This window comes from Saccharothrix syringae, from assembly GCF_009498035.1.
Taxonomy (GTDB): domain Bacteria; phylum Actinomycetota; class Actinomycetes; order Mycobacteriales; family Pseudonocardiaceae; genus Actinosynnema; species Actinosynnema syringae.
Map to the genome: position 1 here is coordinate 5,113,347 of NZ_CP034550.1, position 24,746 is coordinate 5,138,092.

Annotated in this window: 25 protein-coding genes and 1 pseudogene; 13 read left to right on the forward strand and 13 right to left on the reverse strand. The window is 75.4% G+C overall.

The genetic code is table 11. The annotated features are described in order from the left end of the window. Positions 1 to 5 precede the first annotated feature (5 nt). Positions 6 to 2,078, reverse strand: a complete 2,073-nt coding sequence (locus tag EKG83_RS22230; protein WP_033429553.1) for a hypothetical protein — start codon at positions 2,076 to 2,078, stop codon at positions 6 to 8. Between the two features lie 58 nt (positions 2,079 to 2,136). Here EKG83_RS22230 and EKG83_RS22235 point away from each other — a divergent pair, with 58 nt between their 5' ends. Then, positions 2,137 to 2,286: a hypothetical protein gene (locus EKG83_RS22235; RefSeq protein ID WP_153278299.1), complete on the forward strand. Its 150-nt coding sequence runs from the start codon at positions 2,137 to 2,139 to the stop codon at positions 2,284 to 2,286. Between the two features lie 104 nt (positions 2,287 to 2,390). Here EKG83_RS22235 and EKG83_RS47025 read toward each other — a convergent pair. Beyond that, a pseudogene (locus EKG83_RS47025) lies at positions 2,391 to 2,516 on the reverse strand (hypothetical protein); the annotation flags it as partial. Positions 2,517 to 2,576: 60 nt separating this feature from the next. Continuing rightward, the gene (gene map, locus EKG83_RS22240) at positions 2,577 to 3,350 is read right to left on the reverse strand and encodes a type I methionyl aminopeptidase (RefSeq protein WP_033429787.1); all 774 of its coding nucleotides are present in this window, start codon (positions 3,348 to 3,350) and stop codon (positions 2,577 to 2,579) included. An 86-nt stretch (positions 3,351 to 3,436) separates the two neighbouring features. Here map and EKG83_RS22245 point away from each other — a divergent pair, with 86 nt between their 5' ends. Continuing rightward, complete coding sequence (locus EKG83_RS22245) at positions 3,437 to 3,706, forward strand: helix-turn-helix domain-containing protein (RefSeq protein ID WP_033429552.1); 270 nt, start codon at positions 3,437 to 3,439, stop codon at positions 3,704 to 3,706. A 4-nt stretch (positions 3,707 to 3,710) separates the two neighbouring features. On the opposite strand, the gene EKG83_RS22250 is transcribed toward EKG83_RS22245, so the two are convergent. After that, positions 3,711 to 4,226 (reverse strand): hypothetical protein, encoded by a 516-nt coding sequence (locus tag EKG83_RS22250; RefSeq protein WP_033429551.1) that lies wholly within the window; start codon positions 4,224 to 4,226, stop codon positions 3,711 to 3,713. Between the two features lie 277 nt (positions 4,227 to 4,503). Here EKG83_RS22250 and EKG83_RS22255 point away from each other — a divergent pair, with 277 nt between their 5' ends. Continuing rightward, a complete protein-coding gene (locus EKG83_RS22255) occupies positions 4,504 to 5,235 on the forward strand; it encodes a dienelactone hydrolase family protein (protein WP_033429550.1) in 732 nt (243 codons plus the stop codon). 109 nt (positions 5,236 to 5,344) lie between these two features. Here EKG83_RS22255 and EKG83_RS22260 read toward each other — a convergent pair whose 3' ends face one another. From EKG83_RS22260 to EKG83_RS22275, 4 genes are all read right to left on the reverse strand, one after another. Further along, positions 5,345 to 6,052, reverse strand: coding sequence for an alpha/beta fold hydrolase (locus EKG83_RS22260; RefSeq protein WP_248782359.1), 708 nt, complete (start codon positions 6,050 to 6,052; stop codon positions 5,345 to 5,347). A gap of 434 nt (positions 6,053 to 6,486) precedes the next feature. Continuing rightward, complete coding sequence (locus tag EKG83_RS22265; protein ID WP_033429548.1) at positions 6,487 to 6,849, reverse strand: PLD nuclease N-terminal domain-containing protein; 363 nt, start codon at positions 6,847 to 6,849, stop codon at positions 6,487 to 6,489. Positions 6,850 to 7,057: 208 nt separating this feature from the next. Continuing rightward, positions 7,058 to 7,840 (reverse strand): SDR family NAD(P)-dependent oxidoreductase, encoded by a 783-nt coding sequence (locus EKG83_RS22270; RefSeq protein WP_051765138.1) that lies wholly within the window; start codon positions 7,838 to 7,840, stop codon positions 7,058 to 7,060. A gap of 10 nt (positions 7,841 to 7,850) precedes the next feature. Beyond that, positions 7,851 to 8,369 (reverse strand): nitroreductase family deazaflavin-dependent oxidoreductase, encoded by a 519-nt coding sequence (locus EKG83_RS22275; protein WP_051765136.1) that lies wholly within the window; start codon positions 8,367 to 8,369, stop codon positions 7,851 to 7,853. A gap of 190 nt (positions 8,370 to 8,559) precedes the next feature. On the opposite strand from EKG83_RS22275, the gene EKG83_RS47030 reads away from it, so the two are divergent. Further along, on the forward strand, positions 8,560 to 8,964 hold the full coding sequence (locus tag EKG83_RS47030) for an STAS domain-containing protein (protein ID WP_170191793.1): 405 nt from the start codon (positions 8,560 to 8,562) through the stop codon (positions 8,962 to 8,964). Positions 8,965 to 9,228: 264 nt separating this feature from the next. On the opposite strand, the gene EKG83_RS22285 is transcribed toward EKG83_RS47030, so the two are convergent. Continuing rightward, on the reverse strand, positions 9,229 to 9,711 hold the full coding sequence (locus EKG83_RS22285) for a hypothetical protein (RefSeq protein WP_033429547.1): 483 nt from the start codon (positions 9,709 to 9,711) through the stop codon (positions 9,229 to 9,231). Between the two features lie 254 nt (positions 9,712 to 9,965). Between EKG83_RS22285 and EKG83_RS22290 the strand changes: the two genes are divergently transcribed. The 5 genes from EKG83_RS22290 to EKG83_RS22310 are packed head-to-tail and all read left to right on the forward strand — an operon-like array spanning position 9,966 to position 17,029. Next, positions 9,966 to 13,661: a nitrate reductase subunit alpha gene (locus EKG83_RS22290; protein WP_194283049.1), complete on the forward strand. Its 3,696-nt coding sequence runs from the start codon at positions 9,966 to 9,968 to the stop codon at positions 13,659 to 13,661. Next, positions 13,661 to 15,199: a nitrate reductase subunit beta gene (gene narH / locus EKG83_RS22295; protein WP_033429546.1), complete on the forward strand. Its 1,539-nt coding sequence runs from the start codon at positions 13,661 to 13,663 to the stop codon at positions 15,197 to 15,199. Before EKG83_RS22290 ends, narH begins: the two co-directional genes overlap by 1 nt. After that, positions 15,196 to 15,786, forward strand: coding sequence for a nitrate reductase molybdenum cofactor assembly chaperone (gene narJ, locus EKG83_RS22300; RefSeq protein WP_033429545.1), 591 nt, complete (start codon positions 15,196 to 15,198; stop codon positions 15,784 to 15,786). The genes narH and narJ overlap by 4 nt, the downstream gene beginning before the upstream one ends. Next, the gene (narI, locus tag EKG83_RS22305) at positions 15,783 to 16,505 is read left to right on the forward strand and encodes a respiratory nitrate reductase subunit gamma (protein ID WP_033429544.1); all 723 of its coding nucleotides are present in this window, start codon (positions 15,783 to 15,785) and stop codon (positions 16,503 to 16,505) included. The genes narJ and narI overlap by 4 nt, the downstream gene beginning before the upstream one ends. Beyond that, on the forward strand, positions 16,502 to 17,029 hold the full coding sequence (locus tag EKG83_RS22310; protein ID WP_051765131.1) for an HPP family protein: 528 nt from the start codon (positions 16,502 to 16,504) through the stop codon (positions 17,027 to 17,029). The genes narI and EKG83_RS22310 overlap by 4 nt, the downstream gene beginning before the upstream one ends. Here EKG83_RS22310 and EKG83_RS22315 read toward each other — a convergent pair. Further along, positions 16,978 to 17,871, reverse strand: a complete 894-nt coding sequence (locus tag EKG83_RS22315) for a helix-turn-helix transcriptional regulator (protein WP_033429543.1) — start codon at positions 17,869 to 17,871, stop codon at positions 16,978 to 16,980. The two genes, EKG83_RS22310 and EKG83_RS22315, sit on opposite strands and share 52 nt — an antisense overlap. 201 nt (positions 17,872 to 18,072) lie before the next feature. Between EKG83_RS22315 and EKG83_RS22320 the strand changes: the two genes are divergently transcribed. Continuing rightward, complete coding sequence (locus EKG83_RS22320) at positions 18,073 to 19,095, forward strand: zinc-dependent alcohol dehydrogenase family protein (protein WP_033429542.1); 1,023 nt, start codon at positions 18,073 to 18,075, stop codon at positions 19,093 to 19,095. 277 nt (positions 19,096 to 19,372) lie between these two features. Continuing rightward, on the forward strand, positions 19,373 to 20,488 hold the full coding sequence (locus tag EKG83_RS22325) for a cytochrome P450 (protein ID WP_033429541.1): 1,116 nt from the start codon (positions 19,373 to 19,375) through the stop codon (positions 20,486 to 20,488). 243 nt (positions 20,489 to 20,731) lie between these two features. On the opposite strand, the gene EKG83_RS22330 is transcribed toward EKG83_RS22325, so the two are convergent. Both EKG83_RS22330 and EKG83_RS22335 read right to left on the reverse strand, forming a co-directional pair. Then, on the reverse strand, positions 20,732 to 21,610 hold the full coding sequence (locus EKG83_RS22330; RefSeq protein WP_170191792.1) for a phosphotransferase family protein: 879 nt from the start codon (positions 21,608 to 21,610) through the stop codon (positions 20,732 to 20,734). Between the two features lie 70 nt (positions 21,611 to 21,680). After that, positions 21,681 to 22,631, reverse strand: coding sequence for a GlxA family transcriptional regulator (locus EKG83_RS22335; protein WP_033429539.1), 951 nt, complete (start codon positions 22,629 to 22,631; stop codon positions 21,681 to 21,683). Between the two features lie 108 nt (positions 22,632 to 22,739). Between EKG83_RS22335 and EKG83_RS22340 the strand changes: the two genes are divergently transcribed. After that, positions 22,740 to 23,426, forward strand: a complete 687-nt coding sequence (locus EKG83_RS22340) for a DJ-1/PfpI family protein (protein ID WP_051765130.1) — start codon at positions 22,740 to 22,742, stop codon at positions 23,424 to 23,426. Here EKG83_RS22340 and EKG83_RS22345 read toward each other — a convergent pair. Next, positions 23,386 to 23,958 (reverse strand): TetR/AcrR family transcriptional regulator, encoded by a 573-nt coding sequence (locus EKG83_RS22345; RefSeq protein WP_084716198.1) that lies wholly within the window; start codon positions 23,956 to 23,958, stop codon positions 23,386 to 23,388. The two genes, EKG83_RS22340 and EKG83_RS22345, sit on opposite strands and share 41 nt — an antisense overlap. 56 nt (positions 23,959 to 24,014) lie before the next feature. Between EKG83_RS22345 and EKG83_RS22350 the strand changes: the two genes are divergently transcribed. Then, a complete protein-coding gene (locus EKG83_RS22350; RefSeq protein ID WP_033429537.1) occupies positions 24,015 to 24,641 on the forward strand; it encodes an O-methyltransferase in 627 nt (208 codons plus the stop codon). Positions 24,642 to 24,746: the final 105 nt, after the last annotated feature.

A 24,746-nucleotide genomic window follows, 5' to 3' on the forward strand; every position in this document is an offset into this window, starting at 1 on the left:
ACCCGTCAGCCCCCGTCGAGCACGGCCCGAAGCGCGCCCACCGCGTCCACGTCACGGGCGATGTCGTCGTCGAAGCGGGTGTCCGCCCCGACGAGCGGTGCGACCACCTCCGCGACGCGGTCGCGGAGGTCGGGGCGCGCGACGAGCGCGGTGCGCAGCACCCGGCCGGCGACGGGGGCGAGGTGGCACACCCGGCCCACCGCGATCGCGGCCCGCAGGCCCGCGACGGCGAGGTCGACCGCCTCCTCCGGGGCGATCCCGCCCAGCTCCTGGAGCGCCTGCACCGCGACCGCGCCCGCCCAGGGGTCGGGCCCCGCCCACGAGTCCCGGCCGTTGCGGGCGATGTCGCCCAGCAGCTCCACCCACTCCCGGCGGCGGTCGGCGTCCGACGCGGCGAGCCGGTGCCCGAGCGCGACCGCGTCGGTCAGCGGGTCCCCGGCCGCGTCCGCGACCGCGCGCACCGTGGGCCACGCGCGTGCCACGTCCCCGGCTCCCGCGACCAGCCGGGCCGCGACGAGCTGGCAGTGCCGGTCGGGGGAGGAGACCCGCGCCGTCCCGTCGAGCAGCTCCAGGCAGGTGTCGTGGAAGGCGGGCGACGGGTGCCGGGCCCAGGCCGCGAGGAGGTCGGCGTCGCCGTCCGCGAGCCGCCACACCCGCTCGAACGCCCCGTCGCCGACGCCCAGGAGCGCGGTCGCGGTCGCGACCCAGGCCGCCGCGTCGTCATCGGGCACCCGTGGCGTCTCGACGGGCCACCCGGCGGCGAGCACCGCCGGGTGGTCGGCCGCGATCCGGGCCAGGAGCCGGCACACCCGCTCCGGCGCGTGGGGCAGGGCGGCCGGCAGGGTGCGCACCACCTCCTCGGAGGGCGGGAGTTCCGCCAGCACGGCGACCCAGCCGGCCACCGCGGGCGGCCACGCGGCGATGGCGGCGACGGCCAGGTCGATCAGGTCGTCGGCCGCCCACGCCACCGGGCGCGCCGCGAGGAGCGCGGCGGAGAACGGCCTGCGCCCGCCGGCCCCGTCGGCGACCACGGGCTCCCGCGGGCACCCGGCCACCACGGCCCTCGCCGCCGCGGCCCACCGCCGGTCCCGCGCGGCGAACAGCGCGACGGCCGCGCTCGCCGGCAGACCCGTGGCGACCGGCCCCCCGGCGAACCCGGCGACGGCGTCGCACACCTCGGGCGACCGCTCCGGCGCACCGGGGCGCACCCGCGCGAGCGCACCCACCAGGCGGACGGCCGACGTCGTCGCCCGGGCGTCCCCGACGAGGTCCAGCAGCCCGGTCAGCGCCGGGTCCGCCGCGGCGCGGGACACCCCGGCCAGGGCGACCCACCCGTCGACCAGGTCGTCGACAGCCGCCGCGCGTGCCTCCCGCAACCGGCGCAGCACCGGCCGGGCCGCCGCGCCCGCCGCCTCCACCAGCAGGGCCGGTGACGCGCCCCCCTCGTACCGCCCGGCGTGATCGGGCCACAGCCGCACGAGGTGGTCGACGGCGCCGGGCAGGTCGCGCCCGTCGACGACGCCGCACCACGCCGCGGCGAAGAGGACCGCGTCGTTCCCGCGCGCGGCCACGGCGGCCGGGTCGAGCGCCCCGTGCCGCGACAGCGGCCTCGTCAGCGCGACCGCGGCCTGCTCGTCGTCCTCCTGCTCGAACCGCGCCCGCAGGACCGGGACGACCTCGGTGGCGTCCACGAGGTGCGTGGCGATCTCGTAGACCGCCGCGCGCACCTCCGCGTCCGGGTCCGCCGCCAGCGGCAGCAGCCGCCGGGCCACGTCGGCCAGTGCCGCCCGGCCGCCCTCGGGCAACCGGTCGGCGATCGCCTGCGCGCACGCCCCGAGCAGCCACAGCGCACCGCCGCGGCCCGGCGCGGCCCGGTCCAGGGCGAGGTCGACCAGGAACGGCACGGCGGCCACCGTGGCGGGGTAGGCGCCGCCCTGGTGGACCAGCGAGCCGAACAGCTCGCCGAACGCCTCCTCCCAGTCCTCGCCGCGCAACCGCGCCAGCAGGCCGGGCGTGTCCTCCGCCGGGCCGTACGCGTGGTGCAGCCGCGACCAGTCGGGGTCCTCCAGCGTGATCACCGCGCGAGCCTAGCCAAGGCCGGACCGCGGGCCAGGGCGGCGCGGGTACCGCGCAGAGGTGGACGACTTGCGCCCCGCCGACCGGCCCGCGGCCCACCAACCGCTCGACGCGGTCTCCGGCGACCCGCACAGCCAGTTCGTGCTGCCGGGCGCGCGGGGTGCCGGCAGGAGCACCCTGGCCGTGCTCTGCACGTTGGCCGCGGTGTAGCTGACCCGCGCCGTACCCGTTCGCGCCCGTGGAGCGGATCGGCGGCCTGTGCGCCGATCGGGGCTCCACCGGCACCGCGGCGGCCGAGCGGGACCGGGCCCGCCGTCGACCCGGTCCGCGCCGGGGCCGCCGATCAGCGTGTCGTTGCCGTTTCCGCCGGTGAGGTTGTCGTTGCCGTCCTCGCCCCGGACCCGGAAGGAGCCGGCCCGGGGTGGCGGTCGCGTTGTCACCGCGCGCAACCACCGTGAACGGGCACCGCACCCCCGCCGGCTCCCGGGACCGACCGCCGGCTACTCCGACTCGCGCCGCGTGAGCACCAGGGGGACGTCGTCGGTGATGGCGATCGTGTGCTCGGAGTGGGCGGTGCGCGAACCGTCGGCGGAGCGGATGGTCCAGCCGTCGTCGTCGTAGACGATCCGGTCGGTCGTGCGGGTGAACCAGGGTTCGAGCGCGAGGGTCAGCCCCGGCCGCAGGACCAGGCCGCGACCCGCCCGGCCCTTGTTGGAGACGTGCAGGTCCTCGTGCATGGTGCGGCCGATGCCGTGGCCGCCGAACTCGGTGTTGACCGGGTAGCCGTGGTCGCGGGCCACCGCCCAGATGGCCGCCGAGATGTCACCCAGCCGGTTGCCCGGCCGCGCCACCTCGATCGCGGCCTCCAGCGCCTCCTCGGTGGCGCGGATGATCCGCAGGTCCTCCTCGGCGGGGGTGCCGACGACGATCGTGCGCGCCGAGTCGGCCACCCAGCCGTCGATGCCCACCGCGAGGTCCGCGCTGAGCACGTCCCCGTCGCGCAGCGTGTAGTCGTGGGGCAGGCCGTGCAGGACGGCGTCGTTGACGGACAGGCAGATGACGTTGCGGAACGGCCCGCGCCCGAACGACGGCGCGTAGTCCCAGTAGCAGGACTCCGCCCCGCGCCGCGCGATCATGCCGCGCACGTGGTGCTCCAGGTCCAGCAGGTTGACGCCCACGTCGGCGAGGCGGCCGACCTCGGAGAGCACCTCGGCGACGAAGCGCCCGGCCACGTGCATGCGTTCGACTTCCGCAGGCGTCTTCAACTCGATCACGAACACCTCGCGTCACGGGGGTTGGTATAGTTATACCGGAACCCTAGCACTTGCCGGTATAGTAATACCAACCCTATCCTGGTGACATGGTCCGCCAACCGCTGACGCCCGAGCAGGTCGAAGCCGGCAGGCGCCTCGGCGCCCTGCTCCGCCGCGCGCGGGCGAACCGGGACCTGGCCGAGGTCGCGCACGCGGCCGGCATCTCGCCGGAGACCCTGCGCAAGATCGAGACCGGGCGGCTGCCCTCACCCGGGTTCGGCACGATCGTCTGCCTCGGCGAAGCGCTCGACCTGCCGGTCCAGGAGTTGGCGGCCACCTGGCGCGGCACCGACCTGCCGCTGGGTGCCGCCTCCTGAGCCCTCACTCGTCCTCGCCCCAGGTCCCGACGACCGCCAGCGCCGCCTCGCCCGCGTCGAAGGCCGAGAACAGCTCCGCCTCCGCGGCCGGCCCGTCCTGGAGCAGCAGGACCACCGGCTGGTCCCCGGTCCCGGTGGCCGGGTCGAAGTCCGTGGCGATCTCCCGGCGCAGCAGCACGACGCCGTCCTCCACCAGCGGGGCGTCGCGCAGCGGCGCGCCGGCCTCGGCCAGGTCCTGCCGGTACTGCGAGATCATGTGGTCGTACACCTCGGGGGAGGTCAGCAGGACCACGGCGAGTCGGTCGCCGTCGCGCTCGTAGCGCACGCCCAGGTCGAACGGGAGCAGGTAGAACACGCCCTCCTCGCCCTCGTGCCCCCGGTCCAGCAGGACGTCCACCAGCTGCTGGCCGGGGTCGCCCGAGGTGGGGTCGATCCCGATCAGGACCAGCTCGGCCTCGTCGTCCCCGCCGTCCTCCAACGGCGGCACGACGGTGATCCACATCTGTTCGGCGTCACCCATGCCGGGCATCCAAGCCCATGTGCCGCACCGGTGGTCGGTGGCGTTACCGAGCTGTTCCCCGGTGCCCCGCAGGGCCCGTCGTGCCACGGCCCCGGGACCACCGCGAAAACCCGTTGGCGGACCGCCGGGACCGCTGCTAACTTCCCGGAGGCCGTGCGAGAGACCGAGGAGGTGGTACCCGTGAACCTGTTGACGTGGGTGCTCCCCTCAGGGGTCACGGTCGGGCGGTAGGTCGTCCGGGAGCGCCGCTCGCGAGCACTCCCGAAAGGCACGACCCATGCGATTCACCTCCGAACAGCGCCTCGACGACGGCGCCCTGGAGCGCGAGTTCACCCTCGGCGGCATCCCCGGCATCCTGTGGACGCCCGGCTCCGCCCCCGAACCGGCCCCGCTGATCCTGGTCGGCCACCCCGGCGGCCTGGACAGGATGTACCCCCGGGTGGCGGCCCGGGCCCGGCACTCCGTCGCGGAGGGCTTCGCCGCGGCCACGATCGAGCTGCCCGGCAGCGGCGACCGGCCCCGTTCCGCGGCCGCCGACCGGGCCCGCGCCGACCTGCGCCGGGCGCTGGAGGCCGGTGAGCCGGTCGACGACGGCATCGTCGACCGGCTCGTCCTCCCGCTGGTCGAGCAGGCGGTCCCGGAGTGGCGGGCCGCGCTGGACGCCCTCCTCGCGCTGCCCGGCATCGGCGGCCCGGTCGGGTACTCGGGCGGGGTGATCGCCATCGGCACCCGGCTGGCGGCGGTCGAACCCCGCATCTCGGCCGCCCTCCTGTACGCCGGGAGCTTCGTGCCCCGCGCCATCGTCGAGCAGGCCCGGCGGGTCACCATCCCGCTGCTGGTCCTGCTCCAGTGGGACGACGAGCACAACGACCGGCAGATGGCCCTGGACCTGTTCGACGCCTTCGGCTCCGAGGAGAAGACCCTGCACGCCAACATGGGCGGGCACACCGGCGTGCCGTGGTTCGAGGGTGACGACGGGAACCGGTTCTTCGCCCGGCACCTGAGGTGAGGTCGGGCCACCGCTCGTCGAGGACGGCTCCTCGACGAGCGGTGGCCCGACGCTGTCCGAAGTGGACGGTTTCGGCCCCGGTGCGGTGTTGCCGGGTCGTGCCCGCCGCTCACCACGAGGACCTTCCCGGTGCCGCGGACGTCCGGCCGCGACCACGGGTTCGCCGCGCGGATCGGCCGCCCGCCGCACCTGCCGCAGGCGGGCGGCCAGGTCGTCGAACGCCCGCACGTCGCCGGGGAGGTCGTGGCAGGGGATCACCCGGTGCGCGGCGTGCGTGGGTGATGGCCGCGCGAAGGCCGCCGCGTCCGGGTCGGGACCCATGACGTCCCGCAGGAGTTCCGCGAGCGCGGGCCAGTCCCCGGTACTCGGCCGCCACGTCCCCGCCGTGCAGCGCGCAGGACTCCGTCACGGCGCACCACCCGGCGAACGCGGAGAAGGCGTCCTCGGTGCCGCGCGCCTCGTCGAACGCCATGCGCCGCACGCCGATGCCGCGGTCGACGGCCCCGTCCAGCACGGCCGCCCGCACCCGGGACGGGAACAGCTGGGCGTAGGTCGCCCCGAGCAGGGTGCCGCGGGACCGGCCCAGCCGGCTCACCCGCTCCTCGCCCGGGGCCGCGCGCACCGCGTCGAAGTCCCTGGCGGCGCTGACGGTGTCGACGTGGTCGACCAGCGGACCGGTGGCCCGGCGGCACGACTCGGCCACCGCGCGGTTGTGGGCCACGAGCGCCCGGAACCGCCGCGGCGTCGCCGGGAACCGCGTGACCGCCGGGTCGACGGGCGGCGTGGGGCAGGTGATCGCCGGGCGACTGTCGCCCACGCCCCGGGGGCCACGCCGACGATGTCGAAGCGCTCGCGCAGGACCGCCGGGAACACCTCGGCCGCGTAGTCGCGCACCACGGGCACGGCGGGCCCACCCGGTCCGCCCGGGTTGACGAACAGCACGCCGACCCGGCGCGCGGGATCGGCGGCGGACACCCTGGCCACGGCCGGGGAGATGCGGTTGCCACCGGCGTCGGCCCGGTCCAGCGGGACCTCCACGGTGGCGCACTCGGCACCCCGCGCACCGCACGGCCGCCACCCCGGCGACGCCGGCGCGGGTACCGCCGACGCCACGACCACGCCCGTCGCGGTGGCCGCGGCCGGCGCCCCCGGTGTCCGGCCGGGATCGATCACGATCGGACCGCGCGTCGGCGGGCGTCGGTCGGCGGGGTGATCCCGCCTCATCCGCAGGACCTGCGGCGGGACCGGGGCCTACCCGCGCTCCCCGCCCGCCTCGCGGGCCTTGCGCCGCTGCTCCTCGGCGCGCTCGCGGCAGCGGCGCAGGAACTCCGCGTCGGCCTCGGCGTCCACGGCGGCGGAGCGGCCGGGCCGGTCGTACTCGGGGAACCCGGGCGCGGCCCGCTCGTGGGCGCGCGGCCGGGCGACCGCCCGCACCGGCCTGCCCGCGACCAGCCAGGTGATCGAGCCGACCAGCGGGAAGAACAGGACGACCAGCAGCCAGGCCACCTTGGGCAGGTTCCTGGCGTCACCGTCGTCGGTGGTGATGACGTCGATCAGGCAGAACAGCCACAGGCCCAGCGCGAGGACGCCGAAGAAACCCCCGAAGTACAACACTTTCCCCACCCCCTGGAGTGAAGGGGGCAGGCTAGCAGCACGGCCACCGGCGGGTGCGCCGACGGCGACGACGACACCGGACCGGCCGCCGCCCACCTCGGGTACCGCCTCCCGGACGTCGGTGCGGGTGCCCCGTCGGGGTCGAGCGCCGCAAGGCCGCCGTGCCGCGGTGACCCGGGAAAACGGCTCGTCGGCCGCGCCTCCCGGGTCACCGCGGCGCCGACGGGCGCCCCACGTCGGCCAGGCCGCTGATCCGGACCAGCGCGTCCTGCACCGGCCAGGGCAGCACGCGGGCCAGCGTCGCCGGCAGGCGGATCCACCGGGGCACCGACACCTCGCACCGCCCCCGCTCCAGGGCCGCCACCACACCCCTGGCCACGGTGTCGGGGCGGAGCGGGCCGAGCAGGGCCATGGGCGCCACGGCCGAACCCATGGCCGTGTCCGTGTGGTGCGGGTGCACCACCAGGACGCCGACGCCGGTCCCGCGCAGCTCCCGGTGCAACGCCTGGCTGAAGGCCAGCACGGCCGCCTTGGTCCCGCTGTAGACGGCCATCCCGGCGAGCGGGGTGATCCCGGTCGGGCTCGCGATGTTCACCACGCGCCCCCGGCCGCGGTCCCGCATCCTCGGCACGACGATCCGGCACGCCTGCACCAGCGCCCGGTAGTTGACGTCGATCGCGCGGTCGACGACCTCGGGGGACAGGCTGTCCAGGGTGCCCACGGGGCAGGTCCCGGCGTTGTTCACCCACACGTCGATCGGCCCCAGGTCGGCCTCGACCCGCTCGACGAGCCGCCGAACCGCGTCGGTGTCGGTCACGTCGAGCACCTCGCCGGCGCAACCGGCGCCGACCGACCCCGCGGCCGCCCGGCACCCGGCGGCGTCCCGGTCGACCACGACCACCCGGTGGCCGCGCGCCGCGAGCCGGCGCGCGATCGCGAGCCCGATGCCGCCGGCACCACCCGTCACCACGGCGATCCGTTGCTGCGGCACGTCGTCCTCCTCAGGGCGCGGGGTCGCCGGTGCCCGGCTCGGGCCGGAGGTGGAAGACCCGCACGGCGCGGCCGGAGCGCGCAGCGTAGGCGCCGAAGACCGGGGCGGTCCCGGAGGCGCGCAGGAGTTCGAGGAAATCGCCGTCCGCGTCGACCGGGTGCGCGGTCACCGGGAAGGTGCGGCCCCGCCAGGTGACGGTGGCGCCCGGCTCGTGCCGCAGGTTGGTGCTCCACCCCGGGTGCCGGGCGCGGCCGAAGTTGCTGCCGATCACGTAGAAGCCGTCGTCGGAGCACAGGCACAGCAGCGGCACGCGCCGCGCCAGGCCGCTGCGCCACCCGGTGGTGGTCAGGACCAGCACGGGGAAGAAGAGCCGGCTGAGGACCAGGCGCCCGCCGCTGAGGCGGAACACCGCCCGGTCGAGGTCCGTCAGCGCCCAACCGGCCACGCGGGCGAACAGGGTCGTCGTCGCGACCCGGACGACGACCCGCCTGATGGCGGAGGCGGGTCGCCGCCCTCCGAGAACGTCCATGTGCACGACCAACGACGGGGGAGCTGATGTCGGCCGCACTGTGGCAGAGCCCGGGACCGGGCCCTGGGACCGTCACCTGATCGGAGCGGGTCCGGACCCGGCCGGTCCGCGGTGGTCGGGACCGGAATGCCCCGATCGGGTGGAAACCCCGGCCCGCCGCCGCACACGGGGAAGACGAAGGGGTGTGCGGGTGAGCGGGGACGGTGCGTCCGCGGCTGTCGCGGTGGAGGTCGTCACGGTTGACGGCGTGTCGGTGCTGCGCGTGGCCGGTGAGGTGGACACGAGCACGGTGGGCGAGGTGCGCCGCGCGCTGCTGGCGTGGGTGGACGGCGGTTCGGGCGGGATGGTGCTCGACCTGGGCGGGGTGACGTACCTGCCCTCCGTCGGGCTGGCCCTGCTGGTCGAGGCCGCCGGGTACGCCGACCGGCGCGGTGTGCGGTTCGTGCTGGTCGCGGCCGGCCGCGCCGTGCTGCGGCCGATCCGGGCGACCCGGTTGGAGGAGGTGTTCGCGGTCTACCCGGACCTCGGCGAGGCCGTCGCCGCGGTGCGGGACGCGCCGGTGCCGCTGCCACCGGAGGCGTTGGGGGGCGGTTGAGCGCCGGGTCGGGGAAAAACGGGGAAGCGGTTCACCTCCGCGGCCGGCGCGCGGTGGAATCCGCCGCCGCGTCGGACCGCGGATGTGAACTGCCGGTGAATTCGGTCCGCCCTTCCGGTTGACGGGACTTGTTCCGCCCGGTTGACGAAACTTGCCGCGAAAGCCGCGTCCGGCGGTGACCGGCTATCTCCACACGCGGAATTCACAACCCGGCCCGGTGTGACGCCGTTCGGCGCCGCCGCGTTCCATTCGAAACGACGCCGTTCAGCGCGACGGCGAGTGGGTGACGAGGGTGCGGCCCGCGGATTCGCGCTGAGGGGTGATTCGGCTGTAGGGCACCGCGCCACCCGCCAGCGTCCCACCGGCGGCGGCCCGCGCCAGCAGCGCGTGGTGGTCCGGCGCGCCCAGTTCGAGGTCGGCGCCGACGAGCAGGAGCACCGCCCGGCGCCTGCCCGCCGCCCACGACCACACCCCGGGGCGTGCGACGGCGGCGCGGTCGAGCAGCGGCGTCCGGTGCGGCCAGCGCAGGGTGAGCGCGCCGTCGGCGGACTCCTCGACGGCCCAGCCCCGGGTGGTGGGCAGGGCGATGCGGTCGAGGTCCGAGACCAGGGTCAGGCCCTTGGCGGCCAGGGCGGTGGGCAGGGGCACCGGGAGCGGGGTCCGCCCGTCCAGCAGCAGCACGGCGATGCGGTTGTCCCCGCGACCCCAGACGGCGGTGCGGACGTGCAGGCGTGCTTCGGCGCTCATGATCGAACCTCCAATTCGCGCCAGATCGATTCTAGGGGCCTTGCGGGAAACTTTCTTCACCAATGCGAGTGAATCCGCCTCTCTGGTTAACAAAGGGTTGGTACAGGTCGTACAAATACCCGTGAATGGGAGGGTAAAGCGATGCATTGATCTGTGATGTACATCACCTTGGGTTGTAATCAACTTGACACGGAGAGTTACATGGAATTTATTCGCGCCCAATTGGGCGGCAACTTCGAGGAAGGACCAGGGGGATGCGCGCGGTATTCCAGCGCGGTGGGGGTGAGCGGCCGAAGCCGGGTTTGGCGGGCGACGCGCTGCTGTCCACCAGCAGGTTCCTCACCCGGGCCGAGGTCGCCGACGACCGGCGCGCCGTTTTCCACGACGGCGGTCGCGAGGGCGACGCGTTCTACCGGGACCGGTGGAGCCACGACAAGGTCGTGCCCTCCACGCACGGGGTGAACTGCACCGGTTCGTGCCGGTGGAACGTCTACGTCAAGGACGGGATCATCACCTGGGAGACCCAGGACGTGGACTACCCGTCCACCGGGCCCGACCGCCCCGAGTACGAGCCGCGGGGCTGCCCGCGCGGCGCTTCCTTCTCCTGGTACACCTATTCGCCGCTGCGGGTGCGCTACCCGTACGCGCGCGGCGTCCTGGTGGAGATGTACCGCGAGGCGCGCCGGGTGCACGAGGACCCGGTGCTCGCGTGGGCGTCCGTGGTGGACGACCCGGTCAAGCGCCGCGCCTACCAGCGCGCCCGCGGCAAGGGCGGCCTGGTCCGGGTCTCCTGGGACGAGGCGGTGGAGATGGTCGCCGCCGCGCACGTGCACACCATCGCCCGCCACGGCCCGGACCGCATCGCCGGGTTCTCGCCCATCCCGGCCATGTCGATGGTCTCGCACGCGGTGGGCTCCCGGTTCATGGCGCTCATCGGCGCGCCGATGCTGTCGTTCTACGACTGGTACGCCGACCTGCCGCCCGCCTCGCCGCAGGTGTTCGGCGACCAGACCGACGTGCCGGAGTCCGCGGACTGGTGGGACGCGGCCTACCTGGTGCTGTGGGGCTCCAACGTGCCGGTGACCCGCACCCCGGACGCGCACTTCATGACCGAGGCCCGCTACCGCGGCCAGAAGGTCGTGGTGTGCTCACCGGACTACTCCGACGCGACGAAGTTCGCCGACGAGTGGCTGGCGCCGCACCCGGGCACCGACGCGGCGCTGGCGATCGCGATGGGGCACGTGGTGCTGCGCGAGCACTTCGTCGACCGGGAGGTGCCCTTCTTCGCCGACTACGCCCGGCGGTTCACCGACCTGCCGTTCCTGGTCACCCTGGAGGAGCGCGGCGACGACCTGGTGCCCGGCAAGTTCCTCACCGCCGCCGACCTGGGCGAGGACGGGCCGGGCGCGGAGTGGAAGACCGCGGTGCTCGACGCCGACCGCGACGTGCCGGTGGTGCCCAACGGGTCGCTGGGGTTCCGGTGGGCCGACGAGCCGGGCCGGTGGAACCTGGACCTGCGCGGCGTCACCCCGGCGCTGACCGCGCGCGGCGGGCCGGACGGCGCGGTCGAGGTGCTGCTGCCGCGGTTCGACGCCCCGGACGGCAGCGCCGGGACGGTCACCCGCGGGGTGCCGGTGCGCCGGGTGGCCGGCCGCCTGGTGACCACCGTGCTCGACCTGCTGCTGGCCCAGTACGGCGTGGCCCGCCCCGGCCTGCCCGGCCGGTGGCCCACCGGCTACGACGACGAGGACGCGCCCGGCACGCCCGCCTGGGCGCAGCGGCTGACCGGCGTGCCCGCGGCCCGGACCACGCGCATCGCCCGCGAGTTCGCCGACACCGCGGTGCGCTCGGAGGGGCGCTGCATGATCGTCATGGGCGCGGGCACCAACCACTGGTTCCACTCCGACCTGGTCTACCGCTCGTTCCTGACGCTGCTGCTGCTCACCGGCTGCCAGGGCCGCAACGGCGGCGGGTGGGCGCACTACGTCGGCCAGGAGAAGGTGCGGCCGCTGACCGGCTGGTCCACCCTGGCCGGCGCGCTGGACTGGCACCGCCCGCCGCGCCAGATGATCGGCACGGCGTACTGGTACACCCACACCGACCAGTGGCGCTACGACCGGCTCACCGCCGACGGGCTGACCTGGCCGGGCGCCCGGGGCACCCTGGCCGGCCGGGCGGTGGCGGACTGCCTGGCGCAGTCGGCGCGGCTGGGCTGGATGCCGTCCTACCCCACGTTCGACCGCAACCCGCTGGACCTGTGCGCCGAGGCCGACGCCGCCGGGGAGGACCCGGTGTCGCACGTGACGGGCCGGGTGCGCGCCGGCGAGGTCGGGTTCGCCTGCGAGGACCCGGACGCCCCGGCCAACTGGCCGCGCGTGCTGACCGTGTGGCGGGCCAACCTGCTCGGCTCCTCGGCCAAGGGCAACGAGTACTTCCTGCGGCACCTGCTGGGCGCCGACGGCAACCCCCGCGCCGAGCAGACCCCGCCCGGGCAGCGCCCGCGCACCGTGCGGTGGCGGGAGGAGGCACCGGAGGGCAAGCTGGACCTCCTGCTGGCGCTGGACTTCCGGATGACCAGCACCACGCTGTTCGCCGACGTGACCCTGCCCGCGGCCACCTGGTACGAGAAGCACGACCTGTCCAGCACGGACATGCACCCGTTCGTGCACTCCTTCAACGCCGCGGTCGACCCGCCGTGGCAGGCGCGCACCGACTTCGACGCCTTCCACGCCATCGCCCGCAGGTTCAGCGAGCTGGCGGCAACCCACCTGGGCACCCGCCGCGACCTGGTGGCCACCGCGATGCAGCACGACACCCCGGGCGAGACCGCCCAGCCCGGGGGAGTGGTGCGCGACTGGCGCGACGGGGGGTGCGAGCCGGTGCCGGGCCGCACGTTCCCCGTGCTGACCGTCGTCGAGCGCGACTACACCGCGGTCGCCGCCAGGCTGGGCGCGCTCGGGCCGCTGGTGGACAAGCTGGGCGTGACCACCAAGGGCTGGACCGCGGACGTCACCCCGGAGCTGGCCTGGCTCGCCGAGGCCAACGGGGTCGTCCGGGGCGGGCCGGCCGCGGGCAGGCCCGCCCTGGACACCGACCGCAAGGCCGCCGAGGCCGTGCTCGCCCTGTCCGGCACCACCAACGGCCGCCTCGCCGACGAGGGCTTCCGGGCGCTGGAGGAACGCGTCGGCACCCCGCTGCGCCCTCTGGTGGAGCACCACCGCGAGCACCGGGTGACCTTCGCCGACACCCGCGCCCGCCCGGCGCCCGTGGTCACCAGCCCGGAGTGGTCCGGCGACGAGTCGGGCGGCCGCCGCTACGCGCCGTTCACCATCAACGTCGAGCGCCTGAAGCCGTGGCACACCCTCACCGGCCGCCAGCACTTCTACCTCGACCACGACTGGGTGGCCGAGATCGGCGAGCAGCTGCCGGTGTACCGGCCGCCGCTGGACATGCACCGCCTGTTCGGCGAACCCCGCCTCGGGCCCAACGGCCCCGAGGTCACCGTCCGCTACCTGACCCCGCACTCCAAGTGGTCCATCCACTCCGAGTACCAGGACAACCCCATCATGCAGACCCTCTCGCGCGGCGGACCGGCGTTCTGGGTCAGCCCCGCCGACGCCGCGGCCATCGGCGTGCGGGACAACGACTGGGTGGAGGCGGTCAACCGCAACGGCGTGGTGGTCGGGCGGGCGATCGTGTCGCACCGGATGCCCACCGGCACCGTGTTCCTCTACCACGCCCAGGAGCGCACGGTGAACGTGCCCAGGAGCGAGACCACCGGCAAGCGCGGCGGCATCCACAACTCCCTGACCCGCCTGCAGATCAAGCCGACCCACCTGGTCGGCGGGTACGGGCAGCTGTGCTTCGCCCTCAACTACTACGGGCCGACCGGCAACCAGCGCGACGAGGTCACCGTGCTGCGCCGCCGCGGCCAGGAGGTGCGGTACTGATGCGGGTCATGGCTCAGCTGGCCATGGTGATGAACCTGGACAAGTGCATCGGGTGCCACACCTGCTCGGTCACGTGCAAGCAGACCTGGACCAACCGCGGCGGCGTGGAGTACGCCTGGTTCAACAACGTCGAGACCAAGCCCGGCCAGGGCTACCCGCGCCGCTACGAGGACCAGGGGCGCTGGCGCGGCGGGTGGACCCTGCGGCACGGGCGGCTGGTGCCCGCCGCGGGCGGGCGGGTGCGGCGGCTGCTGTCGCTGTTCGCCAACCCCGGCATGCCGCACCTGGACGACTACTACCAGCCGTGGACCTACGACTACCGCACGCTGACCGACGCCCCGCTGGGCGACGACACGCCGGTGGCCCGGCCGGTGTCCGCGGTGACCGGCGCGCCGGCCGAGGTCACCTGGGGCCCCAACTGGGAGGACAGCCTGGGCGGCGCGCCCGAGCACGCCGCGGCCGACCCGGTCGTGCAGCGGCTGGGGCGCGAGGTGCGCTTCGAGTACGAGCAGGCGTTCATGTTCTACCTGCCGCGCATCTGCGAGCACTGCCTCAACCCGTCGTGCGTGGCCTCCTGCCCGTCCGGGGCGATGTACAAGCGGTCCGAGGACGGCATCGTGCTGGTGGACCAGGACCGCTGCCGCGGCTGGCGGATGTGCGTGTCCGGCTGCCCGTACAAGAAGGTCTACTTCAACCACAAGACCGGCAAGGCCGAGAAGTGCACGTTCTGCTACCCGCGGCTGGAGGTGGGGCAGCCGACCGTGTGCGCGGAGACGTGCGTGGGCCGGCTGCGCTACATCGGCGTGCTGCTCTACGACGCCGACCGGGTCGGCGAGGCCGCGAGCACGAAGGACGAGCAGCGCCTCTACCAGGCGCAGCTGGGCGTGTTCCTCGACCCGCACGACCCCGCCGTGGTGCGGGAGGCGCAACGGGCGGGCATCCCGCACGACTGGATCACCGCCGCGCGGCGCTCCCCGGTGCACGAGCTGATCTGCCGCCACCGCGTCGCGCTGCCGCTGCACCCGGAGTACCGCACCATGCCCATGGTCTGGTACGTGCCGCCGCTGTCGCCGGTGGTCGACGCGCTGGCCGGCACCGGCTTCGACGGCGAGGACTCCGGCAACCTGTTCGGCGCCATCGACACCCTGCGCATCCCGCTGGACTACCTCGCGGGCCTGTTCACCGCGGGCGACCCGGAACCGGTCCGGATGGCGCTGCGCAGGCTGGCCGCCATGCGGTCGCACATGCGCGCGGTCAACCTGGGCGAACCGCCCGACCCCGCCGGCCCGGCCCGGGTCGGCATGGACGCGGGCTCGGTCGAGGCCATGTACCGGCTGCTGGCCGTGGCCAAGTACGAGGACCGGTACGTCATCCCCACCGCCGCCGTCGGCGACGCGCACGACCTGGAGGGCATCGCCACCACGTGCGCGGTGGGCGGGGACGGCGGCGCTGCCGACGGGAGCACCGACCTGTTCGTCTGGCGCGACGGGGAACGCCCCGCCGGCCTGTTCCCCACGCTGCGCCGGGAGGCCCCGTGAGCACCAGGGTCCACCACCAGGTGGCGGCGCACTGCCTGCACTACCCCGACGCGGTGGGCGGGGTGCTGCCGCTGCTCGGCCGCTGCCTGGCCGAGGCACCCGACGCCGGCCTGGCCGGGCTGGTCGACCACCTGCGGCGCACGCCCGCGGTCGAGGCCGCCCGCCACTACGTCGAGGTGTTCGACACCAAGGCCGACCGGTGCCTGCACCTGACCTGGTACACCGACGGCGACACCCGCCGCCGCGGCGGCGCCCTGGCGGCGCTCAAGCAGCGCTACCGGGAGCACGGCTACCTGCTCGACCCCGGCGAGCTGCCCGACTACCTGCCGGTGCTGCTGGAGTTCGCCGCCCACACCGGCGAGCCCGGGGTGCGGCTGCTGGCCTCCTACCGCCCGGCGCTGGAGCTGCTGCACCGCAACCTGCTGCCCCTGGGCACCCCGTACGCGCCCGCCGTGGCCACCGTGCTGGCCACGCTGCCGGTCCGCGACGACGCCCGCCCCGTCACGGGCGGCGCACCGGTCGAGCGGGTCGGGCTCGAACCGGTCCTGCTCGGCTACCCCACCGGACCCCGGGAGCGGACACCATGACCCTGGACCTGCTGCTGTGGGCGGTGCTGCCCTACGTCACGATCACCGTGCTCGTCGGCGGCACCGCCTGGCGCTACCGGTACGACCGGTTCGGCTGGACCACCCGCAGCTCCCAGCTGCACGAGTCCCGGCTGCTGCGGGTGGGCAGCCCGCTGTTCCACCTCGGGCTGCTGCTCGTGCTGGCCGGCCACGTCGGCGGCCTGCTCGTGCCCGCGTCGGTGACCCGGTGGCTGGGCCTGCACGACGAGGCGTACCACCTGGTCTCGCTCACCGCGGGCGGCCTGGCGGGCGCCGCCGCCCTGGTCGGGCTCGGCGTGCTGCTCCACCGGCGGCTGCGCACCCCGGCCGTGCGCGCGGCCACCAGCCGAGGCGACCGGCTCACCTTCCCGCTGCTGGCCCTGGTGCTGCTGCTGGGCATGACCGCCACCGTGCTGCTCAATGGCGTGGGCGGCGGGTACGACTACCGCGAGACCGTCTCGCCGTGGGTGCGCGGGGTGCTGCTGCTGCACCCGGACCCGGCGCTGATGCACGACGTGCCCCTGGTCTACCGGCTGCACGCGCTGGCGGCGATGGCGTTGTTCGCGCTGTGGCCGTTCAGCCGGCTCGTGCACGCCTTCAGCGCCCCGCTGCACTACCTCGTGCGCCCCTACATCGTCTACCGCGGTCGCGACGACCGCCTGGCCGCCCGGCCCGCACCCCGCGGCTGGGACGACCGGTGACGCGCCTGCGCGCCGCGCTGCGCCCGGCGGCCGGGGCCCTGCTCACCACCGCCGTGCTCGCCGCCCTGGCCGTGCTCACCGCCCAACCGCTGATGTTCCCCTCCCTGGGACCCACCGCGTACCTGCTGTTCGCCACCCCGACCCACCCGGCCGCCAGCCCGCGCAACACCGTCGCCGGCCACCTGATCGGCCTGCTGGCGGGCGCGGCGGGCCTGGCCGCGTTCGACCTGTGGGACACCGCGCCCCACCTGGACCACCTGACGTGGGCCCGCGCCGGGGCCGTCGCCCTGGCGCTGACCTGCACGTGCGGCGGCATGGCGTGGTCGGGCCTGCCGCACCCGCCGGCCGGGGCCACGACCCTCATCGTCGCCCTCGGCCTGCTGCGGACACCGCTGCAACTGGTGGAGATCATGGTCGGGGTGGTGGTGCTGGTGGTCGTGGCGGGCACGGTCAACCGGCTGACCGGCGTGCCCTACCCCCTGTGGTCGGTGGAGGCGCCCGCCAGGGAGCGGTCGTTGCGCTGAGGGTCCCACGAGGCCAGCAGGCGCAGGGCCCGCTCGGACGGCGAGCCGGGCTCGGCGGTGTAGATGGTGAGGGTGAGGCCGGGTTCGGAGGCCATCTCCAGGCCCTCGTAGGCGAGGGTGAGGTCACCGACGACGGGGTGGTGGAAGTCCTTGGTGCCGGTGCCGTGGTGGCGGACGTCGTGCGCGCCCCAGCGGGTGCGGAAGGCGTCGCTGCGGGTGGACAGCTCGCCGACGAGGTCGTGCAGCCCCTTGTCGTGCGGGTTGCGGCCGGCCTCGACGCGCAGGATGGCGACGGAGACGTCCGCGGCGAGGTCCCAGTCCGGGAAGAACCGGTGGGAGGCCGGGTCGAGGAACTGGAACCGGGCGAGGTTGGGCGGTCGCTGCGGGTCGGCGTAGAGGGGAGCGTAGAAGGCCCGCGCCAGGGAGTTCACGGCGAGCAGGTCGAGGCGGCCGTTGCGGACGAACGCGGCACCCGCGGTGACCGCGTCCAGGGTCCACTGGAGGCTCGGGTGCGGGGTCCACTGCCTGGACCTGGTCCGCCGCGGCCCGAGCGCGCTCGTGCCGTTCGCGGCCCGGGCCAGGTCGAACAGGTGCGCGCGCTCGGCGTCGTCGAGGCGCAGCGCGCGGGCGACGGCGTCCAGCACCCCGGTCGACACCCCGGCGAGCGCGCCGCGCTCCAGCTTGGCGTAGTACTCGATGCTCACCCCGGCCAGCGCGGCGACCTCGGTGCGGCGCAGGCCCGGGACGCGGCGGTTGGTCCCGGCGGGCAGGCCGGCCGACTGCGGTGAGATCTTGGCCCTGCGCGAGACCAGGAACTCGCGAACCTCCGAGCGGTTGTCCACCCCACCACGGTAGGCCCCGCGGCCCGCCCGAGGGGTGCCCTGCCGGTACACCTCCCAGCCGGAACTCCCCCGTCGCGGGCGCCGGTGGTGTGCTGGACCGGTCACCCCTCCAGGGTGACTTCCGCCATGGCGCACCGCGGACCGGGTTCCGATCGCGCCGGGCGGGCACCCCCGGGAAAAATGCCTTCGAGGAGAACCACCATGCTCGGTGTTGTCCTGCACGCCCCCGGCGACGTCCGGGTCGAGCAGCGCGAGGACCCGCGGGTCCTCGCACCGACGGACGCGGTCATCCGGCTGGCCGCGACCTGCGTCTGCGGTTCGGACCTGTGGAGCTACCGCGGCGTCAACGACGTGACCTCGCCCACCCCGATGGGGCACGAGTACGCCGGGGTCGTCGAGGAGGTCGGCGACGAGGTCCGCGACGTCAAGCCGGGCCAGTTCGTGGTCGGCTCCTTCTTCGCCTCCGACAACACCTGCGAGATCTGCCGGTCCGGGTTCCAGACCTCCTGCGTGAACCGCGTGCCGGTCGGCGCGGGCGGCGCGCAGGCGCAGTACCTGCGGGTACCGCTGGCCGACGGCACCCTGGTCGCCACGCCCGAGATGCCCTCGGACGACCTGGTGCCGAGCCTGCTGGCGGCCTCGGACGTGCTGGGCACGGGCTGGTTCGCCGCCGTGGCCGCCGAGGTGCGGCCGGGCGCGACGGTGGCCGTGGTCGGCGACGGCGCGGTCGGCCTGCTCGGCGTGCTGGCCGCGCGGGAGCTGGGCGCGGAGCGGATCATCGCGATGAGCCGGCACGAGTCCCGGCAGAAGCTGGCCACCGAGTTCGGCGCCACCGACATCGTCACCGGGCGCGGCGACGAGGGCGTGGCCGCGGTCAAGGAGCTGACCGGCGGGCTGGGCGCGCACAGCGTGATCGAGGCGGTCGGCACCCAGGAGTCGATGATGCAGGCCATCCGCTCCACCCGCGCCGGCGGCGCGGTGGGCTACGTCGGCGTGGCCCACGACGTCGCCCTGCCGGGCGAGGAGCTGTTCTACTCCCACGTGAAGCTGCTCGGCGGCCCGGCACCGGTGCGCCGGTTCCTGCCCGACCTGATCGACCGCGTCTGGAGCGGTGCGATCGACCCGGGCAGGGTCTTCGACCTCACCCTGCCGCTCGACCGGGCCGCCGAGGGGTACCGGGCGATGGACGAGCGCCGCGCCATCAAGGCCCTGTTGACGGTGTGAGCCGCCCGCTCGGCGGCCCGGAGCGCGGCTGGCGCCGGGTACCGCGCGCTCGACACGATCGTGGCGTTCGCGCGCGAGCACGGGGTGGCGGTGGTCGCGCCGGAGGAGCCGGCCGCCCGGGTCGACGCGGTGGTCAGCCCGGGCGTCGACCACGGCGATCTCGGCTTCCGGTGAGGCGACCCCTTTCGGGTGAAGCGGGTGGCGCGCGCTTCTCCGCCGCCGGTGCCGGTGGTTGTAATGGTCGGGCATCGGGGGAACTCTTGGGGGAGAGTGTTCGATGAGGACACTGGACAGGTACCGCTTTCGACGAGACCCGCTCGCCTTCGTCGAAGACCTCCGCCGCCGCGCACCGGGCGGCGTGCTCCGGCTCCCGTGGGGCGGCTGGTGCGTGAGCGACCCGGACCTGGCGCAGGTGTTGTTGCGCGGCCCGGAGTTCAACGGCGGCGCCTCGGACTTCTTCGGCTCGCTGCTGCCGACGCGCGAGGCCCAGGTGGCGCTCGGCCACGCGGTGCGCGACGTGCTGCGGTCACGCCTGGCCGAGTACCGCGACCGGCTGGCCGCCGAGGTGGCCGCGCTGCCCGCGGCCGGCCGGTGGCCGGCGACCGGGGTGCGGCTCGTGCACCGCTGCCTGGCCGACGTGCTGCTGCACCCCGGCACGGCGCCGGCGACGCGGCGGTCGCTGGAGCGGGCCGCGAGCGGCGGCCTCGTGGTCCGGCCCCGGCGCCTCTGGTCGCGGGTGCGCGCGGAAGCGTTGCGCGGCAGGCTGATCGCGGCGCTGACCGACGAGGTGGGACGCCGGAGGGGGCGCGTCGGCGAGCCGCGGGACGTGCTGGACGCGGTGGTCGGCGCGTGCCCCGCGGGCCTCCCGGACCGGACCGCGGCCCGGCTGTACCTGGTGCTGTACCGGTCGATCGTGGCGCCCGTCGGCTGCTCGCTGGCGTGGTCGGTGCTGCTGGCCTGCCTGCACCACGCGTCGGGCTCGCCGTGGCCGTGGCCGGTCGACGCGGTGGTGCGCGAGGCGTTGCGGCACCGGCCGATGGCGTGGATGGTCGGCCGCGGCGTGGTGCGCCCCACCGAGTTCGGCGGTGTCGCCCTGCGCCCCGGCGAGGTCCTGTCGGTCTGCCCGTACCTGCTGCACCACGACGAGCGCCACTGGGCCGAGCCTGGCGCGTTCCGGCCCGAGCGCTGGGCCGGACCGGGGCGGCGCGGGCCCTACCTGCCGTTCGGCGTGGGTCCGTTCGCGTGCGTCGGGGCGTCGGTGGCGCAGGCGCTGACCACCGAGGCGTTGGCCGCGCTCACCGACGACGCGCGCCTGGCCGTCACCGGGGGCGACACGCGCCCGGTCATCACCGACGGCGCGGTGCCGCGCCCGTTCACCCTGCACCGCAGCTGACCCCGCACCGGGGTGCCCGACGTTCGTGGACAGGGGGTGAACAGCCATGGCCGCAGTGCTGCGACGCGTCTTCCGGACCGCGCCGGCCCGCCGCTGGAACTGGGAGTAGGAGCGGGCCCGAACCGGTGGCCCGGGCGGTCGACCGCCCGGGCCACCGGCGTGGTCGCCGGTCCTGCCACCGCCCCGTCCGCCGTTCGCCGCGTCGTCGTCCGCCGTTCGCCGCGTCGTTCGCCGGGCGGATCGTCACGTCCGCGCGACCAGTTCGGCGTGCACCTCGTGCAACCGTCGCACCGCCTCGCGCGCCCGCGCGCGGTCCGGTGCTTCGAGCAGGAACACCACGGCGAGCATCACCGCGGCGTCGAGCCGGTGGACGAGCAGCGCCGGGTCGTCCGCGGGCCAGTGCCCGCCCGCCGCCTCGTAGCCGGCCCGGGTGCCGGCCGCGTCCAGGCCGTTGTCGGGCAGCCGGGCGAACTCCTCGAACCGGCCCAGCTCCAGCACCGGGTCGCCGACCAGGGCGTTGGACCAGTCCAGCAGGGCGGTCACCGCGCCGTCCGCGCAGCGCAGGTTCGGCCGGCGCACGTCCAGGTGCAGCAGGCTGTTCGCGGTGCGGTCGGCGAGCAGCGCGGCCAGCAGATCCTGCGGCGGGGGAGCGGGCAGCTCGGCGACCTCCGCGGCCGCCCGCCAGCGGCGGACCAGGCGCGCGGGCACCGCCCCGTCGGCCGGGGGGCGCAGGCCGTCGACGGGGACGCGGTGCAGCCGGGCGAGCAGGCCGCCCAGGGCGACCGGGTCGGGTCGCGAACCGTCGTCGGGCACGTACCGGCTGATGAGCACGTCCGGTGCCGACCCGGTGCCGGGCACCAGCTCCAGCGGTTCGGCGACGGGCAGCCCCTCGGCCGCGAGCCGCGCGGTGACCTGCCGCTCCCACGTGAGCAGGGCCCGGGTGTCCACCAGGGGGTCGTTGGCGTTGGACTGGAACCGGCCGCCCGAGGACACCCGCAGCACCACCGGCTCGCCCGCCGCCGTCCGGGCTTGGTGGACGGTGAACTCCAGCCCGCTGCCGATCCGGCGCAGGCCGGTCAGCCCGCGTTCCCGGGCAACCCGCTCGGTGGTTCCGCGTGCCATGGTCGGATTGTGGCCGATCATCCCGCCGGGGAACACGTCGTTGTGCCGTCGGTGGCGGGAATACCGGCCATCAACAGGATTTGGCCACCTCGCGGAACGCCGCCCGGTAGGCGTGCGGGCTGGTGCCCGCCACGCGCTTGAACCGGTCGCGGAAGGCGGTGGGCGAGCCGAAGCCGACCTGGGCGGCGATCCGGTCGACCGGGTGGTCGGTGGTCTCCAGCAGGTGCTGGGCGCGGCGGACCCGGGCGCGCAGCAGCCACTGGAGCGGGGTGGTGCCGGTCTGCTCGCGGAAGCGGCGGTTGAGGGTGCGGGTGCTCGTGCCCGCCTCGGCGGCGACGTCGTCGAGGGTCAGCTCGCGCGCGCAGTTGTCCTCCAGCCACCGCAGCAGCGGCTCCAGCTCCGACCCGCGCGGTGCGGGCGGGAGGTCGTGCACGATGAACTGGGCCTGGCCGCCCTCGCGCTCCAGCGGCATGACCGACAGCCGGGCGGCGTCGGCGGCGACCGCCGAGCCGTGGTCGCGGCGGATCAGGTGCAGGCACAGGTCCAGGCCCGCGGCGGCGCCGGCGGAGGTGAGGAACTGGCCGTTGTCGACGTAGAGCACGTCCGGGTCCACCCGGACCGCGGGGTGGCGGGCGGCCAGCTCGGCGGCGGCGAGCCAGTGCGTGGTGGCGCGCAGGCCGTCGAGCAGGCCGGTGGCGGCCAGGGTGAACGCGCCGGAGCAGATCGAGGCGATCCGGGTGCCGTGCGCGGCGGCGCGGCGCAGCGCGTCCAGCACCTCCCCGGGCACCGGGGTGAGGTCGGTGCGGCCGGGCACCACGATCGTGTCGGCCTCGGCCAGCGCCTCCAGGCCGTGGTGGGGGTGGAGGGTGAACGCGCCGGCGTCGACCGGGCCCGTCCCGCAGACCCGCACCCGGTAGGCGGGGCGGCCGTCGGGCAGGCGGGTGCGGGTGAACACCTCGATCGGGGTGGACAGGTCGAACGGGACCACCTTGTCCAGCGCGAGGACGGCCAGCGTGTGCACGGGCCCCACCTTAGGCGGGAATCCGTTGGAACGTGGCAATCCGGCCACTTCCGGGCGCCCGGTCCGCGCCCCTAGCGTTCCCCGCACCGAGAGAAGGGGGCCCAACCGATGCTGGCCCAGGTAGTGCTGTTCGACGGCTTCGACCCGTTGGACGTCATCGCCCCGTACGAGGTGCTCGCCCTGGGCGCCACGCTCACCGACGACCCGCTGGAGGTCGAGCTGGTCACCGCCGAGGGGCCGCGCGAGGTGCCCAGCGGCCTGGCGGCCGTGTCGTTGCGCGCCACCGCCCGGCTCGACCCGGCGCGTGCCGACCTGGTCGTCGTCCCCGGTGCCGCGGGCACCCTGGCCGACGGCGAGCCCGACGAGGGCAGCGTCCTGGGCCGCCTCGGTCGCGCCGCGCGCGGCGAGCTGGCCGGGCTGCTGGCGGAGGCGCTGGAGCGGCGGGACGTGCTGGTGGCGACCGTGTGCGGCGGGTCGGTGCTGCTGGCGATGGCGGGCCTGATCCGGGGCCGTTCGGCCACCGGTCACCGGCTGGGGCTGGGCGCGCTGGCCGGCGCCGGGGTGCGGGCGCTGGACGCCCGGGTCGTCGACGACGGCGACCTGGTCAGCTCCTCGTCCGTCACCTCGGGCCTGGACCTGGGCCTCTACCTGCTGGAGCGCCTGGTCGGCCCGCGCGTGGCGGTCGAGGTGGAGCGGTTCACCGCCCACGAGCGCCGCGGCACGGTGTGGCGCCCGGTCGGTGCCGAGCCGCTGGTCACCACTGGGCCAGGAACCGGCGGACCAGCTCGTCGGTGAACGCGCGCGGCACGGGCTCGCCGGTGACCAGGACCCGGTGGTGCACCGGACCGACGAGCTGGTCCACGGCCAGGTCGGTGTCCAGGTCCGGGGGAAGGTCGCCGCGCTCGACCGCGCGCAGCAGCGGCAGCCGGTCGCGTTCGCGCTGCCGGGCCAGGTGCCCGGTGCGCAGGCGGGCGGCCAGGTCCGGGTCGTGCTGCGCCTGCCCGACCAGGGCCCGGTACACCGCGCCCGGGTCGGAGCGGGTCAGGAACTCCGCCAGGCGGTGCAGGTGCTCGCGCAGCTCGTCGCCGAGGTCGCCGAGGTCGGGCGGGGTCAGGTGCTGGGCCAGGTCGTCGCCGAACGCCTCCAGCAGGACGTCCACCTTGGACGGCCACCAGCGGTAGATCGTCTGCTTGGCCACGCCCGCGCGGGCGGCGATGCCCTCCACGGTGACGCCGGCGAAACCGCGTTCGGCCACCAGGTCGTCGGCGGCCTCCAGCACGGCCCGGCGGGCGTCCTCGCTGCGCCCGTATCGGTTACCGCGGTGCACGGCGGGCAGCCTACCCGCCGTAGACAAGACTCAACGTTGCGTCTAGCGTAGGTCGCATGACCAGCACCCTGCACCGCCCGCCCGTCCGCGACCTGCTCGACCGGCTGTTCGCCGCCGCCGACCGGGACCGGCCCGTGGACGTCGGCGCCGCCACCGCCCTGGAGCGGGCCGACGCGCTCGCCGACGTCTACATGCCCGTTTCCCGGTCGGGCGGCGAACTGCTCTACGCCCTGGTGCGCGCCACGCGCCCGGCGACCGTGGTGGAGTTCGGCACCTCGTTCGGCATCTCCACGCTGCACCTGGCCGCGGCCGTGCGGGACAACGGCTCCGGCCACGTGCACGGCAGCGAGTTGAGCGCGGCGAAGGTCCGGGCGGCACGGGAGAACCTGGCCGCCGCGGACCTCGCCGACGTCGTCACCGTGCACGAGGGCGACGCCCTGGAGACCCTGGCCGGGATCGGGGGGCCGATCGGCCTGGTCCTGCTCGACGGCTGGAAGGAGCTGTGCCTGCCGGTGCTGCGGCTGCTCGAACCGCGGCTCGCGCCGGGCGCGCTGGTGGTGGCCGACGACGTGAGCTTCCCGACGATGGCCGACTACCTCGCCCACGTGCGCGACCCGGCCAACGGCTACGTCAGCGTGGAGTTCCCGGTGGAGGACGGCATGGAGATCAGCTGCCGGGCCTGAACGCGCCGGACCCGTTCACCGCCGCCCGGTGAACGGACCGGATCGAATCGAACCATTGCCGATGAATACGAATATTGCTCTTGGGGGAGATGGTCGGGGGCGTCG